This is a genomic window from Streptosporangium sp. NBC_01755 (assembly GCF_035917995.1).
Classification (GTDB): Bacteria; Actinomycetota; Actinomycetes; order Streptosporangiales; family Streptosporangiaceae; genus Streptosporangium.
Genome location: NZ_CP109131.1, coordinates 5,035,158 through 5,051,461, shown reverse-complemented (window position 1 = coordinate 5,051,461; position 16,304 = coordinate 5,035,158). Strand labels below are relative to the sequence as shown.

The window sequence follows — 16,304 nt, the reverse complement described above, 5'->3', positions numbered from 1 at the left end:
GGCCGCTTGCGCCACCATGGTGTTAAGTGGATCGTGGAACATCTCGGTTCGCCCTAGGCCCATCCCAACTGTCCGAAAGCGGCTCAGCTCGTGCAACTCGACGATCTAGTGATGTGCAGATGATCACGCTGCGCTATGCTGCAGGGTCCGATGTCGGCCGGATCCGGCAAGGCAACGAGGACGCCGCCTACGCCGGCGCCCGGCTTCTCGCCGTCGCCGACGGAATGGGCGGTCACGTGGGCGGGGAGGTCGCCAGCTCGGCGGCCATCGCCATCGTGGCGTCCCTGGACCAGGAATGCCCGGGCGACCTCGCCTCCGCCGCCGAGGCCGGGGTCCGCAAGGCCAACCAGCGCCTGCGCGAGCTGGTCGCCGAAGACCCGTCGCTCACCGGTATGGGGACCACCCTGACCCTGATGCTCTGGAACGGCTCGCGCGTCGCCCTCGCCCACATCGGCGACTCTCGCGCCTACCTGCTCCGCAACGGCGACCTCTATCAGATCACCTACGACCACACCCTGGTCCAGACGCTGATGGACGACGGCCGGATCACCGCCGAGGAGGCCGCCCGCCACCCGCACCGGTCGATCCTGCTTCAGGTCCTCGACGGCAACGAGAACCTCGAACTCGACCTCTCCCTACGGGACGCCGAGGTCGGCGACCGCTACCTGCTCTGCTCCGACGGGTTGTCGGGGGTGGTCGAGGCCGAGCGGCTCCGCCAGGTGCTCGCCGAGGTCGACGACCTTCAGGAGGTCACCCGGCAGCTGATCGCGCTCGCCTGCGAGGCCGGAGGGCCTGACAACATCACCTGCGTGGTCGCCGACGTGGTCGAAGGGGAGATCACCGACAACCCGGTGGTGGTCGGCTCGGCCGTCCCCTCATAGGCGCGCACAGAGCCCGGTGCGGGCCGTCCGCTCGTGGCCGATCACCGCTCGTGCGGGCAGGCCACGGCAGCGAGGCCCGCCTCCGCTCCCCGGCTCCCTCGTGCCCTCGGACGATTCCCACCCCGCCCGCGCATCGGCCCCCGGAGAACCCGCAGGTAGAGAGTTTAATACGAATATTTCTCCAATTTGGGAACTATTCCCTTTAACCAATCTTTACCTGTATATAGTCGCTTACGCGCGCTCGGGGGAGCGCGATCCGGTACGCCAGCAGGGGGACCTCACACGCCGATGGGCCAGTTCGTCGATGCCGCGCTGTCTTTTCCGACCGTCCTGTTCACGTTCCTGCTCCTGGTGATCATCGCGTACTGGGTGCTCGTCGTGTTCGGTCTGTTCGGTTTCGACGGCGACGCCGGTGACGGCTCCGAAACCGCGGGAGCCACCGGCCTCCTGAGCGGTCTGGGACTCGGCGGGGTCCCGGCCGCACTGGTCGTCTCGCTGCTGGTCGTCGTCGCCTGGTTCGCGAGCCTCGTGGGCGGCGCGCTGTTCACCGGCACCCCCGCCCTGGTGGCGGTACTGATCGCGGCGCTGATCTGCGCCTGGGCATGCACGCGCCTCATCGTGCTGCCACTGCGACGTCTCATCCCGAAGGAGCGCGTCCCCTCCCGCGCCGACTTCGTGGGCCGTGCGTGCGTCATCCGCACGAGCCGGGTCGGCACTGATTTCGGCCAGGCCGAGGTCACCGCCCCGGACGGCTCCTCCGCGCTCGTTCAAGTGCGTCAGACCGGCGACGACGCCTTCGCCGCCGGAAGCACCGCCCTGATATTCGCCTATGACTCCCCGGGCGAGTTCTTCTGGGTGATGCCGTACGCCGCGGAACTCGACCCTGATCGTCCTATTTAACCGAGGGACCATTTTGGACGTCATCTCCACCGGACTCGGCATCTTCCTCGCCGTCGTCCTCCTCGTCGTCGTCGGCCTGCTCATCATGATCAGCCGCCTGTTCAACAAGGTCGAGCAAGGCAAGGCCCTGATCGTCTCGAAGATCAACAAGGTGGACGTCACCTTCACCGGGGCCATCGTGCTGCCCATCTTCCACAAGTCGGAGCTGATGGACATCTCGGTGAAGACCATCGAGATCGCCCGGACCGGCCGTGAGGGTCTGATCTGCCGCGACAACATCCGTGCCGACATCCGCATCACCTTCTTCGTCCGGGTCAACAAGACCGTCGAGGACGTGGTGAAGGTCGCCCAGGCCATCGGCACCGCGCGGGCGAGCGACCAGGAGACGCTGCAGGAGCTGTTCAACGCCAAGTTCTCCGAGGCGCTCAAGACGGTCGGCAAGCAGCTCGACTTCGTGGACCTCTACACCCAGCGTGACCGGTTCCGCGACGAGATCATCCAGGTCATCGGCACCGACCTCAACGGCTACAGCCTTGAGGACGCGGCCATCGACTACCTGGAGCAGACCTCGCTGATGTCCCTGGACAGGAACAACATCCTCGACGCGCAGGGCATCAGGAAGATCACCGAGCTGACCGCCATCGAGCACGTACGGACCAACGAGTTCCAGCGGCGCGAGGAGAAGGAGATCACCCGCCAGAACGTGGACGCGCGGGAGGCCATCCTGGAGCTGGAGCGCCGCCAGGCCGACGCGGAGATCAAGCAGAAGCGCGAGGTGGAGACCATGCGCGCCCGCGAGGAGGCGGAGACCGCCAAGGTCCAGGCCGAGGAGCGGCTCAAGGCACACGCCGCGAATCTCCGTACCGACGAGCAGCTCGGCGTCCAGCAGGAGAACCAGGCCCGCGAGATCGCGGTGGCGGCGAAGAACCGTGAGCGGGTCCTTGCCATCGAGACCGAGCGGATCGAGAAGGACCGCCTGCTGGAGGTCATCGCCCGCGAGCGCGAGACCGAGCTGTCGCGCATCTCCAAGGACAAGGAGCTGGAGGGCGAGAAGCGCTCCATCGCCGAGGTGATCCGCGAGCGGATCGTGGTGGAGAAGACGGTCGCCGAGCAGGAGGAGAGCATCAAGCGCCTGCGGGTGGTCGAGGAGGCCGAGCGGACCCGCCAGGCCGTGATCATCCAGGCCGAGGCCGAGGCGCAGGAGAGCCTGGTCAAGGACATCAAGGCGGCCGAGGCCTCCGAGGCCGCGTCCAAGCACAAGGCGCGCGAGGCGCTGGTGCTGGCCGAGTCCCGGCAGCAGGCCGCCGAGCTCGACGCCCGCGCCAAGATCCGCCTCGCCGAGGGCGTCCAGGCCGAGATGGCCGCCGTCGGCCTGGCCGAGGTGCAGGTGCGCGAGCGGGACGCCGCGGCGATCGAGAAGGTCGGCCGCGCCGAGGCCGCCGTCGAGCGGGAGAAGGCGCTGGCCGTCGCCGAGGGCGATCAGGCCAAGGCGCACGCCGTGGCCACCGCGGTACGCGAAAAGCTGAAGGCGGAGGCCGAGGGCGAGCAGGCCATGGCACTGGCCGCCGCCGCGACGGTCGGTGAGAAGCTCAAGGCCGAGGCCGAGGGTCTCACCGAGAAGGCCGCGGCGATGGCCGCGCTCACCGACGCGACCCGCGCCCACGAGGAGTACCGCCTGCGGCTGGAGGCCGAGAAGGAGATCCGCCTCGCCGGGGTGAACGTGCAGCTCAAGATCGCCGAGGCGCAGGCCTCCGTGGTGTCGGCCGGCCTGTCCAAGGCCAACATCGACATCGTCGGCGGCGACACCGTGTTCTTCGACAAGCTGATGAGCTCGATCACCATGGGCAAGGCCGTGGACGGCTTCCTGGAGCACTCCGACGTCGCCCAGAGCCTGGCCGGGCCGTACCTGAACGGCTCGGCGAGCATCCCCGCCGACCTGGGCAGGGTCCTCGGCTCGATCGACACCGCCGACGTGCGGAACCTCTCGCTGTCCGCGCTGCTGGTGAAACTGATCAAGGATGGCGGTCCCGACGCCGACAGGCTCCGCGGCCTGCTGAGCGAGGCCCATGCCGCGGCCACCGGCACCGAGGTCCCGGTCGCCGCGCTCAACTCCGCCGGCAAGTGACGTCCTCCACGGCGGAGGCCGTCACCGACGCCCCCGGCGCGGAGGGGGCGGGACTGGACGCGGGCACCTACGAGGTGCTCCGCGCCCGGCTGGCCGAGCAGGCCGCCGAGCTGGCCAGGCAGGCCGACGCGCTCAACGCCGAGCGCCTAGCGGTGTTCGGCGGGGCCGAGCTGCGCCTGATCGGCACCGAGCGGATACGCACCGAGAACAACTGCGTGCCACGCGACATCGTGTCGGTCGGCGGGCTCATGCTCTTCGGCTACAACGTGTTCATCGGGTTGAAGCCGGAGACGGCCGTCGCGGACGTCTTCTCCATGCACACGTTCGTCAGGAACCCGGCGGAGGGGGAAGGCGGCGCGTTCCGGTTCGATCCCGCGCCGATGTTCCGCGACCCGCGCTTCGAACGGGACTTCGCCGAGCTCTACCGGTACTACCGGGAGACCAGGCTGCTCCAGCTCCGCCGCGTCGAGGACAGGCTGCTGGCCGTCTTCCAGACCGGCCCGCAGGACACCCGGGTGCTGCGCTGGCAGGTCGGGACGGACGGCACGCTCACCTACATCGACGACCGGGGGGAGCGCGACCACACGTTCCCGCCCTCGCACGACTTCGAGTGGACTCCCGCCACCCGCGACGACCACGTGCTCGGCCGCCACCCGCACATCTCGATCGAGGGCGAGGTGTTCGTCGAGACCGTCGGCGGCGACCTCACCATCAAGATCGAGAACAACACCGAGAGCGGCGAGGGCATCTACCGCGAGCCGGTCGCCGAGCCGCTGCAGAGCCTCGCCGACGCGGAGGTCCAGCACGCCAGGATCGGCCCGCTGATCCTGCTGCGGGTGCGGCCGTACAAGGAGCCCGAGTGGCGGCACCTGGTCTTCAACACCCGGACCAAGGGCGTGGTCCGTCTCGACGGCATCGGGCAGGCGTGCCAGCGCCTGCCCGAGGACCAGGGGATCATCTTCCCCGGCGGCTACTACCTGTCCACCGGGATCAGCAAGACCTTCGACACCGACGTGTCCGAGTTGGAGTTCGAGCGGGTCATCCGCTCCCCCAACGGCGAGGACGTGCTCTACGTCTTCCACGCCCGCACCGAGGGGCGCTCGCTGCTGCTGCCGTACAACGTGATCCGCAAGCAGGTGGCGAACCCGCTCTCCTGCCACGGCTACTCGCTGTTCGACGACGGCACGCTGGTCGTTTTCAGGGCCACCTCCGAGGAGCCCACCCGCGTCCACCCGATGCAGGTCTGGCAGACGGCGTACCAGTCGGACCTCTACGCCGCCGGCCGTCCGGCCGGCACCGGACCGCTGGAGCGGATCGGTAACGCGGAGCTGGTCCGGGGCATCTCCGACTGCCTCTCGGTGGCCAGGATGGTCGATGAGATGGCGCCGTCGATCCCGGTCTTCGAGGCGCTGATCGCCTCCTGCGTCCGGGCCTTCGACCACTACCACTGGCTGGGCGAGCACCGGCTGCGCGGCCCGCTCGCCGACGTGCGAGCCACCGCCGAGCAGGTGCTGGACGAGTTCGAGAACGTCCAGTCGCTCACCCGTCAGGCCGCCGAGGCGCTGGAGGCCGCCGCCGCCGACATCGCCGCGCTCGTACGGCACGCACGCGGCGAGGCGCCCAGGTCCGCCCAGGGCTGGGTCGACCGGCTGTCGGAGCTGCGCCAGTCCCAGGGGCACCTGGTGACCCTGCGCGAGCTGCGCCACGTCGACGTCGCCAGGATCGACGCGCTCGACGCGGAACTGGCGGCCGAGCTGGACAGCACCGCGCAGCGCGCCGCGGGCTTCCTGCGGGGCGAGGACGCCTTCGCCGGATACCACGCGGAGGTCGAGCGGCTGGTCTCCGACGCGGGCGCCATCGCGACAGTGGCCGAGGCCGGGCCGATCGGCGAGCGGCTGGAGCGGCAGGCGCGGGGGCTGGAGATCGTGGTCGAGGTGGTCGGCACGCTCGACATCGCCGACGCCACCGTGCGGACCGCCATCCTGGAACGGGTCGGCGAGGTGCTCGGCGGTGTCAACCGCGCCCGCGCCACGCTGGACGCCCGGCGCGGGGAGCTGCTGGCCGGTGAGGGCCGGGCCGCCTTCGCCGCCGAGTACGCCCTGCTGGGGCAGGCGATCACCGGGGCACTGGCGATGTCCGACACCCCCGAGCGCTGCGACGAGCAGCTGGGCCGGCTGATGCTCCAGCTGGAGAACCTGGAGTCGCGCTTCGCCGAGTTCGACGACTTCCTGGGGCAGCTGACCGCCAAGCGGGAGGACGTCTACGAGGCGTTCTCCTCGCGCCGCCAGGCGTTGCTCGACGAGCGGGCCCGCCGCGCCGACCGGCTGGCCGACTCCGCGACCCGGATCCTGTCGAGCGTACGGCGCCGCCTGGCCGGGCTGAAGTCGCTGGACGAGGTCAACACCTACTTCGGGTCCGACCCGATGGTGCTCAAGCTCAAGGGCGTGGCCGGGGAACTGCGCGCGCTGGGCGACCAGGTCCGCGCCGAGGAGCTCGAAGGCCGGATCAAGTCGGCCCGGCAGGAGGCGGGCCGCGCCCTGCGCGACCGGCTCGACCTTTACACAGACGGCGGCGAGACCATCCGGCTCGGCCGCCACCTGTTCGCGGTCAACACCCAGCCGGCCGACCTGACCCTGGTCCCGTACGAAGGCCGGATGGCGTTCGCCGTCACCGGGACCGACTACCGCTCCCCGGTGCTCGACGCGGCCTTCGAGGAGACCCGGCCGTTCTGGAACCAGCTGACGGTCTCGGAGTCGCCGGAGGTCTATCGGGGCGAGCACCTGGCCGCCTCCATCCTGGCCGCCGCCGAATCCGGCACTCTGACCCTGGGGGCCTCCGGAACCTCGGGCACCCCGGCCTCGGGCGAGCGCCGGATCTCGCTGGACGCGCTGCACGAGGCCGCGGTGGCCGACGGCGAACTGCTGGAGATCGTCCGCCGGGTGGCGGAGACCCGCTACGACGAGGGCTACGAGCGGGGCGTCCACGACCACGACGCCACCGCGATCCTCCAGGCCGCGCTCCGCCTGCACGCGGGCGCGGGACTGCTCCGCTACCCACCGGCCGCGCGGGCCGCCGCCCAGCTCTTCTGGGCCTTCGGCACCGACGAGGCCGCCCGCGCGACCTGGACCACCCGGGCGACGTCGCTGGCGCGGGCACGGGCCCTGTTCGGCCAGGTGGAGGCGGTTCGGGAGACCCGCGCCGCCCTCGGCTCGGCGATCGCATCCTTCGTCCGGGGCCTTCACGGCCATCCGGAGGGTCCGACGGGTGCGCTCGCCGTGGCCGCCGCGAGCACCGCCGGGGCGACCGGGACCCGCGTACGGGAAGACGAGGGCGTCTCCGAACTGGCCGGGGAGTATCTCTTCGAGGAACTGGCGAGCAAGCCGTTCGGGTTCGTGACGAGCGCGGGGGCGCGGTCGCTGCTCGACCGGTTCGACCGGGCGCTCGGCCCCGCGCGCCAGGAGTTCGAGGACGACCTGCGAGCGCTTGGTGACGACCTCCCCGGGCGTCACCGCCTGGCCGAGGCATGGCTGTCCGCCTTCGACGCCTCGGCCCCGGCCGCCGGCCTAAGCTCGGGACCGGGCCTGGTGTCGGCCTCGGGATCTGGCCTGGTGTCGGCCTCGGGATCTGGCCTGGTGTCGGCCTCCGGATCGGAACCGGGCGCGGGGCGTGCCTCGGGGGCCGGATCGGCGGAGCTGGTGGAGGCGGTGGCCGTACTGCTGTGCGAGGTGGCGCGGCACGACTCGTCGGCGGCGCTGACCGCCACGGTCGAGGGGCTGCTCGGCGCGCACCCCCGGATCTCCGGGCGCGCGATCCAGCTACGGCTGGACGAGTTCCTGGCCAGGAGCCGGCACTTCCGCGACCACCGTGTCCCCGCGTACCGCGCCTACCAGAAGCGGCGCAACGAGCTGGTCGCGGCCGAGCGGGCGCGGCTGCGTCTTGAGGAGTTCCAGCCGAAGGTGATGACCGCCTTCGTCCGCAACCAGCTGCTCGACGAGGTCTACCTGCCGCTGATCGGCGACAACCTGGCCAAGCAGCTCGGCGCGGCCGGTGACGCCAAGCGGACCGACCAGATGGGCATGCTGCTGCTCATCTCCCCGCCGGGCTACGGCAAGACCACCCTGATGGAGTACGTGGCCAACCGGCTCGGGCTGATCTTCGTCAAGGTCAACGGCCCGGCCCTGGGCCACCTGGTGACCTCGGTGGACCCGGCGCAGGCACCCGACGCCACGGCGCGGCAGGAGATCGAGAAGATCTCCTTCGCGCTGGAGATGGGCAACAACGTGCTGCTCTACCTGGACGACATCCAGCACACCTCCCCGGAGCTGCTGCAGAAGTTCATCTCGCTGTGCGACGGCCAGCGCCGGATGGAGGGCGTCTGGGAGGGCCGGACCCGCACCTACGACCTGCGCGGCAAGCGCTTCGCGGTCTGCATGGCGGGCAACCCGTACACCGAGTCGGGTAAGCGCTTCCGCATCCCCGACATGCTCGCCAACCGGGCCGATGTGTGGAACCTCGGCGACGTGCTGTCGGGGCGGGACGAGCTGTTCGCGCTGAGCTACATCGACAACGCGCTGACCTCGAATCCGGTCCTGTCCCCGCTGTCCACCCGCGATCGAGGCGACATCCGCCTGCTGGTACGGCTGGCGCGGGGCGACTCCGGGGTCCGGGCCGACCGGCTCTCCCATCCGTACTCCTCGGTGGAGCTGGAGCAGGTCCTCGCGGTGCTGCGCAAGCTGCTCCGGGTCCAGAAGGTGGTGCTGGCCAACAACCAGGCGTACATCGCCTCGGCCGCCCAGTCGGACGCCTCGCGGACCGAGCCTCCTTACCAGCTGCAGGGCTCGTACCGGAACATGAACAAGCTCGCGGCCCGGGTCGTCCCGGTGATGAACGACGCCGAACTGGAGGCGGTGATCAACGATCACTACCTCGGCGAGGCCCAGACCCTCACCTCCGGCGCCGAGGCCAACCTGCTCAAACTCGCCGAACTACGCGGCACCCTGACCCCGGTGCAGGCCGCGCGGTGGGCGGAGGTGAAGACGGCCTACCTGCGATCCCAGGCCCTGGGCGGCGCCGAGGACGACCCGATGACCCGCGCGGTCGGCGCGGTCGGCCTGCTGGCCGACCGGGTGAGCACCGCCATCGAACACGCCGCCGACCGGCTCTCCCCCGAACCATAAAACCCGCTCACGGGGGCCCAGGGCGGAAAGGGGCGCTTTGACCCCCCTTTCCGCCCTTACCTCTGTGAAACGGAACAATGTCGCCCAGCTGACCGACGGACCGACTCCACCCGGGGCTGGACCGGTGGCTGGACCGGTGGCTGCCGTCACCGCCGTCTGGGAATGACCACGGTATGGCTACCAAACCAAAAGTACGGGTGCGCCGGGTCTACGAGGAGCCGACAGCCTCCGACGGCGCCCGGGTGCTGGTCGACCGGATCTGGCCGCGCGGGCTGTCCAAGGAGAAGGCACACCTGCAGGAGTGGTGCAAGGCGGTGGCGCCCTCGACCGAGTTGCGCACGTGGTACGGCCACGATCCGGCTCGGTTCGAGGAGTTCGGCCGCCGCTACCGGGCCGAGTTGAAGGATCCCGAGCGGGCCGCCGCGCTGGAGCACCTGCGGGAGATGGCGAAGCAGCGAACGGTGACGCTCCTGACCGCGACCAGGCGTGCCGACATCAGCGAGGCCGTGGTCCTCGCCGACCTGCTGCGGGGTTGACCGCGGCGTCCCACGTGGTCATGGAAGTGCTTCGCGGTCCGCGTGGCGGGCAACCGGCACCCGGCGGCTCACCTGTCGGAGGGGCGGGCGCGGACGTGCAGGCGTTCGCCCTGGGGGCCGAACAGGCTGAGGGCTTCGGCGGGTTCCGGGCCGGGATTGCTGAAGGCGTGCGGGATGTGGGTGTCGAACTCCGCCACCTCTCCGGGCATCAGGACGATCTCCTTCTCGCCGAGCGACAGGCTCAACCGCCCGGACAGGACGTAGAGCCACTCGTACCCCTCGTGGACCCGCTGTTCCGGCCCGACCCCGGGCCGGCTCGCCGGAATGATCATCTTGTATGCCTGGAGCCCGCCGGGCCGGCGGGTCAGCGGGATGAACGTCCTGCCGTTGCGGATGATCGGGCGCTGGTGGACGCGTGGGTCGCCGGTCTCCGGCGCGCCGACGAGTTCGTCCAGGGGGATCTGGTGGGCTCGGGCCAGCAGAAGCAGGAGTTCCAGGGTGGGACGACGTTGGCCGGACTCCAGGCGGGACAGGGTGCTGACCGAGATCCCGGTGGCCTCGGAGAGCTGCGCCAGGGTCGCGCCGCGCTGCCGGCGCAGTGCCCGCAGGCGCGGGCCTACCGCGTCGATGACCCTGTCGAGGGCTTCGTCTGAGGTGAGAGCGTCGTCGTCCATGCCATCTATTTGCTACTCCGGCAATGGCATTTGTCAAATCAGCCACCGTAGACGGATAGTCCTGCGACAAGACGGCCGACGTGCTCGTCTCCCTCGGGCTGGAGCCGGTCGAGCAGCTGGTCGGCGGCCACGTCGTCGGCAGCTACCTGCCCGCCGATCCCACCGGGGCCACCTCGGTGCCCGGGGTGTGGGTGGCCGGCAACGTCGCGGACCTGCGCGCCCAGGTGATCGTCTCCGCAGCCTCGGCACTGAACACCGCCGCGGCCATCAACGCCGACCTCATCGCCGAGGACACCCGCCACGCCGTGGCCGCTCACCGCCGGCGGCCCGAGCCCCTCTCCGGCCACGCGGGCGGGCCGGTCGTCCGGCAGGGCGGGCACGGCCCGTCGCCGGATGTCGAATACGGTGAGCAGGTGTCGGTCAGCGACCGGGTCGAGCGAGAGCAAGGAAAGCCGTGAAGCTTCTTCATTCAGGGAAGGTCCGCGACGTCTACGAGGACCGTGGGGACATCATCCTCGTGGCGTCCGACCGGGTGTCGGTGTACGACGTGATCCTGCCCACACCCGTCCCCGACAAGGGGAAGATCCTCACGCGGCTCTCGCTCTGGTGGTTCGAGCAACTCGCCGACATCGTGCCCAACCACGTGATCTCGGCGACCGACGTACCCGCCGAGTTCGCGGGCCGTGCGGTGCGGTGCAGAAAGCTGGAGATGGCGAAGGTCGAGTGCGTCGCACGCGGCTACCTGACCGGCGGCGGGCTGAAGGAGTACCGGACGCACGGGTCGGTCTCGGGCGTGCCGCTGCCGCCCGGTCTGCTGGACGGTTCCAAGCTCCCCGAGCCGATCTTCACCCCGTCCACCAAGGCACCGCTCGGGCAGCACGACGAGCCCATCTCCTTCGACGGGGTGGTCGCCCTGGAGGGCGCCAAGGCCGCCGAGGAGTTCCGGCGGATCACGCTGGAGATCTACCTGCGAGGCTCCGAACTGGCCGCGGAGCGGGGCATCATCATCGCCGACACCAAGATCGAACTGGGCCGGGACTCCGACGGCGCGCTCGTGCTCGGCGACGAGGTGCTGACCTCCGACTCCTCCCGCTTCTGGCCCGCCGACCGGTGGGAGCCCGGCCACGCGCAGTTCTCCTTCGACAAGCAGTACGTGCGCGACTGGGCGACCGGCACGGGCTGGGACAAGAAGGAGCCCGCTCCCGAGATGCCCGCCGAGGTCGTGGAGGCCACCCGGGCGCGCTACATCGAGGCGTACGAACGCATCACCGGCAGAACCTGGTAGGACCGAGCGAACTCCCCGACGCTCGGGGAGGCACCGAAGTCCCTACAGGGAGAGTTTCCTCTCGACCGCGGCGCCCACGATGGTCGGTTCCACGGGGGCGGAACCGGTGGGCGTCCCGAAGTCGGCCACGATGCAGGTGATGTTGTCGGGGCCGCCCCCCCGGTTGGCGAGGTCGATGAGCCAGCGGGCCGCCTCGTCGGGGTCGGAGATCTCGGTCAGCGTGTTGAACAGGGTCTCGGGACCGACCACGGCGGTCAGGCCGTCGGAGCAGAGCAGATAGCGGTCTTCCGGGTAGGCCTCGCGCAGCGACAGGTCCAGCTCACCGTCGCCGGTGCCCTCAAGGACCCGCAGCACCATTGACCGGCGCGGGTGCTCGGCGGCCTGCTCGGGGGTGATCCGCCCTTCGTCCACCAGTGACTGGACCAGGGTGTGGTCATGGGTGATCTGGTAGAGGGCGCCGTCGCGCAGCATGTAGGCCCGGGAGTCCCCGACGTGGGCCAGGGCGAAGGTGGCGCCGTCCCAGAGCATGGCGGTCAGAGTGGTACCCATGCCACGGAGCGTGGGATCCTGCTCGCTCATGTCGCGCAGTGTGTGGTTGACGTCCCTGGCGGCGCCCTTGAGCGCGGCGAGCAGGTCGACACCGCCCGCGGGAAGGGTGTCGTCCAGCGCCACCATGGCGGTGACGGCAAGTGAGCTGGCGACCTCTCCACCCGCATGACCACCCATACCGTCCGCTATGGCGAGCAGGCGTGCGCTCGCGTAGCCCGAATCCTCGTTCGCCTCACGGCGGACTCCCACGTCAGAGCGGGCCGCGTAGCGCAGTGCCAGTGGTTGGTTCAGTGCCATGAAGGCAGTAAATCATTGGTTGAAGCACTTCACAAGCAAAGGCGTTGTAGACCGTTGCGGCACAGTCAACTACTGTGGCCCAACATGGAGGAACGCCAGGAGATCACCGTGAACGCGGGCGACATCGCCCGGCTTGCCGGGGTCGGCAGGGCAGCGGTGAGCAACTGGCGCCGCCGCCACGAGGACTTTCCCCAGCCGGTGGGCGGCACCACCTCCAGCCCGCTGTTCTCCCTGCCCGAGATCGCCGTGTGGCTGCGCGCGAACGGCAAATCCTTTGAGGTCTCGCTCGGCGATCTGGTCTGGCAGCGGATGCGCACCTCGGTCGACGACCTCAGGCTGGGCGAACTGGTGGCCAAGGTCGGCGCGTTCCTGCTGTTCCTGCGCCGCGAGCCCACCGCCTGGCGTGATCATGGAACGAAGTCTCTCACCCATATGGCCGAGGTGACGACCGATCTCCCCGGCTCCGCAGATCTCCGCCTGGACGACCTGGCCCTCGTCCGGCTGGTCGCCGAGCTGGCCACCGAGCGCGACCCACTGGAGGTCTTCGAGTTCCTGTTCGAGCGCTACGTCGAGGCCCACTCCCGCCAGCTCTCGGTCACCAGGGAGGATGTGGCCGAGCTCATGGTCCGGCTGGTGGTGCGGGAGGGGGACGTCGTCCTCGACCCGGCATGCGGTGTCGGAACGCTGCTGCTGGGCGCGGACGCCTCGACGGCCCGGCGGGGAAGCGCTTCGACAGGCGGGAAGACCCTCCTGACGGGGCAGGAGATCAACGAGACGAACGCGCTGCTCACCGCGGTTCGGGTGCTGCTGCGGGGGACCGAGGCCCGGATCGTCGCCGGTGACTCGCTCCGCGAGGACGGCCTGGCCGGTGAGGCGGCCGACACCGTGGTCTGTGACCCGCCGTTCAACGAGCGGGTCTGGGGTCACGAGGAGCTCGCCGGCGACCCGCGCTGGGAGTACGGCCTGCCGCCGCGCGGGGAGTCCGAGCTCGCCTGGGTGCAGCACTGCCTCGCCCGCGTGAGGCCGGGCGGCCTGGTGGCGATCCTGATGCCCACCGCCGCCGCCAGCCGGCGTCCGGGCAAGCGGATCCGTGGCAACCTGCTCCGGGCGGGAGCGCTGCGGGCCGTGGTGACGCCGGCGCCCGGCGGTCCCGACCTGTGGATACTCCGCAGGCCCGACGGCGGACGCCCGCCGTCCCAGCTGCTGATGGTGGACGCCGGCGAGGACCTGTCGAGCGTGGAGCCCGCCTGGCGCGCGTACCTGGAGAACCCCGAGGCCGAACTGTCCGGCGAGAGCCGCACGGTGCGCATCATCGACCTGCTCGACGACGAGGTCGACCTCGCCCCGGGCAGGCACCGCCCGCAGCACAGCGGCCTCGACTTCCCGCGTGACTTCACCGAGGCCCTGGCCAGGTTCATGGAGACCTCGGCCACGCTGTCGGAGGCCACTCCCGCCCTGGAACTGCTCGCCGAGCGGCAGGACCTGCCGACCACCACGGTCGGCGAGCTGGCCAAGGCAGGGCTGATCACGATCCTGCAGGCGCCGCCGAGGATGTCGGCGGACGAGGGCCCGCTCCCGGTGCTGACCGCCGACGACACCGCGGCGGGCGCCTCGCCCTCCGGCCGTACCACCCTCGACCCGGCACTGGTCATGATCAGGCCCGGCGACGTGGTGACCACGGTGCTCGGCGCGGTCAGGCTGATCACCCAGAGCGGGGCGGCGCTCGGCCCGCAGCTCACGCTCTACCGGGTCGATCCGCAGCGGCTCGACTCCGGGTTCCTGGCCGGTTTCCTGCGCTCGGCCGACGCCGCCAGGGTCCATCCCAGCTCCAGCCGCCTCGACGTGCGGCGGGCGAGGGTGCCCATGCTGCCCCTGTCCGACCAGCGGATGTACGGCACGGCCTTCCGCGAGCTGTTCGAACTGGAGGACAGGCTGCGCGCGACGAGGGCGCTGGGGGAAACGCTGATCCGGCTAGGCTTTGACGGACTGGTCGACGGCCATCTCCGGCCATGCGACCAAGGGGCGTGACGCCCGCACGTCCAGGGGAGGGTCGATGGTCATCGGCGACCGATACGTACTCGACGACCTCCCTCTCGGCCAGGGGGGCATGGGCGCCGTCTACGGCGGCCATGACAGGCATCTCGACCGCAGGGTGGCCGTCAAGTTCCTGAGGTTCCTCACCGGCCCCGACGAGGAGTTGAAGCGGCGTTTCCTACGCGAGGCCCGCATCCTGGCCAGGCTGGAGCACCCCGGCGCACCGGTCCTGTACGACTTCGGCACCTTCGACCAGCGACTGTTCCAGGTGATGCAGTTCATCGAGGGCGTCACCGTGGCCGACGTGGTCAGCGAGCACGGCCCGCTCCCCGTGCCCTGGGCCGCGGCGATCGCCGCCCAGGCCTGCGCGGTGCTGACCGCCGCCCACGCGCTGTCCGTCTACCATCGCGACCTGAAGCCGACCAACCTGATGCTCTGCCCTGACGGGAGCGTCAAGGTCCTCGACTTCGGCCTGGCCGTGCTCCGTGAGGCCGACTCGACGCAGTTCACCCGGGTCGGCCAGATCCTCGGCACCCCGTCGTACATGGCGCCCGAGCAGATCCAGCGCGGCCTGTCCGGCCCTCGCAGCGACCTCTACGCCCTCGGGTGCGTGATCCACGAGATGCTGACGGGCCGCCAGCTGTTCACCGGCCCCACCGAGTACGCCGTGTTCGAGCGCCAGGTGAAGGAGCGCCCGCCCGAGGTTCCGGGGGTCCCCGCCGAGCTGAACCGACTCGTCGCCGACCTGCTGGAGAAGGATCCCGACAACCGTCCCGCGGGCGCCGACGTCCTCTACGAGCGGCTGCAGCCCTTCGCGGTGGACCTGCCGATGCTCCCGGGCTTCCTGCACCCGTCGTCGGTGCCGAGCCCGGGTCGGATGTACGCGCGGATGGTCGGCCGGGTCCTGGCCTGACGGCCCTTTCCCGACGGTCACCAAACGTATGGCAGTCGCCTCGACCGGCCTCGGTGATCAGGGGGAGAATACGAGCCGTGGAAGGTCGATGGGTCGAGGTGGCGGACCGGGTGCTGGTGCGGCGGTACGCCGAGCTGGACCTGTCGGTGGGGCTGGTCGTAGGCGACGGCGGCTGCCTGGTGGTCGACACGCGGGGAGACGAGCGGCAGGGGGCGGAGTTGCTCGCGGAGGTCAGGCGGATCACCCGTGCCCCGTGGACGGTGGCGATCACCCACTCGCACTTCGACCACAGCTTCGGCACCCGGCCGTTCCTCGGCTGCCCCGTCTGGGCGCACGAGGGCTGCCGCACCGACCTGGTCGAGAACGGCGGCCGTGCCAGGGACGAGTGGGCACGCCACTACCGGGATCGGGGACGTGCGGACATCGCCGGTGACATCGCGAGGACCGAGATCGCGCTGCCGGACCACCTCGTGACCGACCGGGCGGAGCTGGTCGTCGGCGGTCGCCCGGTCGTCCTGGCCCACCTCGGCCGCGGCCACTCAGGCAACGACCTGGTCGTCCACGTACCGGACGCCGGCGTGGTCTTCGCCGGGGACCTGGTGGAGAACGGCGCCCCGCCCGCCTACGAGGACGCCTACCCTCTCGAATGGCCGGCCACCCTCGCCGGGTTGCTCGACCTCCTCGGCGACAGCGACAGCGACACCGGCGGCATCATCGGCGGCGACGACATCGGCGGCATCGGCGGCGTCATCGTCCCCGGCCACGGCGACCCGGTCGACCGTGCGTTCGCCGCCGCCCAGCACGCGGAGGTCGCCGCCCTCGCCCGCCTGTGCGAGCGGGTGGCGGCGGGTCTGCTCTCCCCCGCCGACGCCGTGCGCCTGTCGCCGTACCCCGAGGAGACCACCAGGACCGCCCTCGGCCGCCCCTGCTGAC

The 16,304-nt window shown here is 70.6% G+C and carries 12 protein-coding genes; 10 read left to right on the top strand and 2 right to left on the bottom strand.

The features are described 5' to 3' along the window. Window positions 1–119 precede the first annotated feature (119 nt). The 5 genes from OG884_RS24110 to OG884_RS24090 all read left to right on the top strand — a co-directional run bounded on the left by OG884_RS24110 (window position 120) and on the right by OG884_RS24090 (window position 9,619). A complete protein-coding gene (locus OG884_RS24110) occupies window positions 120–881 on the top strand; it encodes a PP2C family protein-serine/threonine phosphatase (RefSeq protein WP_326636421.1) in 762 nt (253 codons plus the stop codon). Window positions 882–1,169: 288 nt separating this feature from the next. Further along, complete coding sequence (locus tag OG884_RS24105) at window positions 1,170–1,781, top strand: hypothetical protein (protein WP_326636420.1); 612 nt, start codon at window positions 1,170–1,172, stop codon at window positions 1,779–1,781. Between the two features lie 13 nt (window positions 1,782–1,794). Further along, complete coding sequence (locus OG884_RS24100) at window positions 1,795–3,906, top strand: flotillin family protein (protein WP_326636419.1); 2,112 nt, start codon at window positions 1,795–1,797, stop codon at window positions 3,904–3,906. Continuing rightward, window positions 3,903–9,083: a DNA repair ATPase gene (locus OG884_RS24095; RefSeq protein ID WP_326636418.1), complete on the top strand. Its 5,181-nt coding sequence runs from the start codon at window positions 3,903–3,905 to the stop codon at window positions 9,081–9,083. The genes OG884_RS24100 and OG884_RS24095 overlap by 4 nt, the downstream gene beginning before the upstream one ends. 173 nt (window positions 9,084–9,256) lie before the next feature. Then, window positions 9,257–9,619, top strand: coding sequence for a DUF488 domain-containing protein (locus tag OG884_RS24090; RefSeq protein WP_326636416.1), 363 nt, complete (start codon window positions 9,257–9,259; stop codon window positions 9,617–9,619). A 68-nt stretch (window positions 9,620–9,687) separates the two neighbouring features. Here the strand turns inward: OG884_RS24090 and OG884_RS24085 are convergent, their stop codons facing one another. Further along, window positions 9,688–10,293: a helix-turn-helix domain-containing protein gene (locus tag OG884_RS24085; RefSeq protein WP_326636414.1), complete on the bottom strand. Its 606-nt coding sequence runs from the start codon at window positions 10,291–10,293 to the stop codon at window positions 9,688–9,690. A gap of 80 nt (window positions 10,294–10,373) precedes the next feature. On the opposite strand from OG884_RS24085, the gene OG884_RS24080 reads away from it, so the two are divergent. Both OG884_RS24080 and OG884_RS24075 read left to right on the top strand, forming a co-directional pair. Then, on the top strand, window positions 10,374–10,751 hold the full coding sequence (locus OG884_RS24080; protein WP_326636412.1) for a hypothetical protein: 378 nt from the start codon (window positions 10,374–10,376) through the stop codon (window positions 10,749–10,751). Next, entirely contained in the window at window positions 10,748–11,578 is an 831-nt protein-coding gene (locus OG884_RS24075; protein ID WP_326636410.1) for a phosphoribosylaminoimidazolesuccinocarboxamide synthase, read from the top strand. The genes OG884_RS24080 and OG884_RS24075 overlap by 4 nt, the downstream gene beginning before the upstream one ends. Window positions 11,579–11,620: 42 nt before the next feature. Here the strand turns inward: OG884_RS24075 and OG884_RS24070 are convergent, their stop codons facing one another. Then, the gene (locus OG884_RS24070) at window positions 11,621–12,424 is read right to left on the bottom strand and encodes a PP2C family protein-serine/threonine phosphatase (protein ID WP_326636408.1); all 804 of its coding nucleotides are present in this window, start codon (window positions 12,422–12,424) and stop codon (window positions 11,621–11,623) included. A gap of 84 nt (window positions 12,425–12,508) precedes the next feature. On the opposite strand from OG884_RS24070, the gene OG884_RS24065 reads away from it, so the two are divergent. The 3 genes from OG884_RS24065 (at window position 12,509) to OG884_RS24055 (ending at window position 16,303) form a co-directional block, all read left to right on the top strand. Next, a complete protein-coding gene (locus OG884_RS24065; protein WP_326636406.1) occupies window positions 12,509–14,452 on the top strand; it encodes an N-6 DNA methylase in 1,944 nt (647 codons plus the stop codon). 25 nt (window positions 14,453–14,477) lie between these two features. Next, complete coding sequence (locus OG884_RS24060) at window positions 14,478–15,371, top strand: serine/threonine-protein kinase (protein WP_326636404.1); 894 nt, start codon at window positions 14,478–14,480, stop codon at window positions 15,369–15,371. A 77-nt stretch (window positions 15,372–15,448) separates the two neighbouring features. Beyond that, window positions 15,449–16,303 (top strand): MBL fold metallo-hydrolase, encoded by an 855-nt coding sequence (locus tag OG884_RS24055; protein ID WP_326636402.1) that lies wholly within the window; start codon window positions 15,449–15,451, stop codon window positions 16,301–16,303. Window position 16,304 lies beyond the last annotated feature (1 nt).

What these genes read in the sequence shown, in the direction of transcription:
- OG884_RS24110 (WP_326636421.1), top strand. Translation starts at nt 120, where the DNA reads ATGATCACGCTGCGCTATGCTGCAGGGTCCGATGTCGGCCGGATCCGG.
- OG884_RS24105 (WP_326636420.1), top strand. Translation starts at nt 1,170, where the DNA reads ATGGGCCAGTTCGTCGATGCCGCGCTGTCTTTTCCGACCGTCCTGTTC.
- OG884_RS24090 (WP_326636416.1), top strand. Translation starts at nt 9,257, where the DNA reads ATGGCTACCAAACCAAAAGTACGGGTGCGCCGGGTCTACGAGGAGCCG.
- OG884_RS24085 (WP_326636414.1), bottom strand. Translation starts at nt 10,293, where the DNA reads ATGGACGACGACGCTCTCACCTCAGACGAAGCCCTCGACAGGGTCATC.
- OG884_RS24070 (WP_326636408.1), bottom strand. Translation starts at nt 12,424, where the DNA reads ATGGCACTGAACCAACCACTGGCACTGCGCTACGCGGCCCGCTCTGAC.
- OG884_RS24065 (WP_326636406.1), top strand. Translation starts at nt 12,509, where the DNA reads ATGGAGGAACGCCAGGAGATCACCGTGAACGCGGGCGACATCGCCCGG.
- OG884_RS24060 (WP_326636404.1), top strand. Translation starts at nt 14,478, where the DNA reads ATGGTCATCGGCGACCGATACGTACTCGACGACCTCCCTCTCGGCCAG.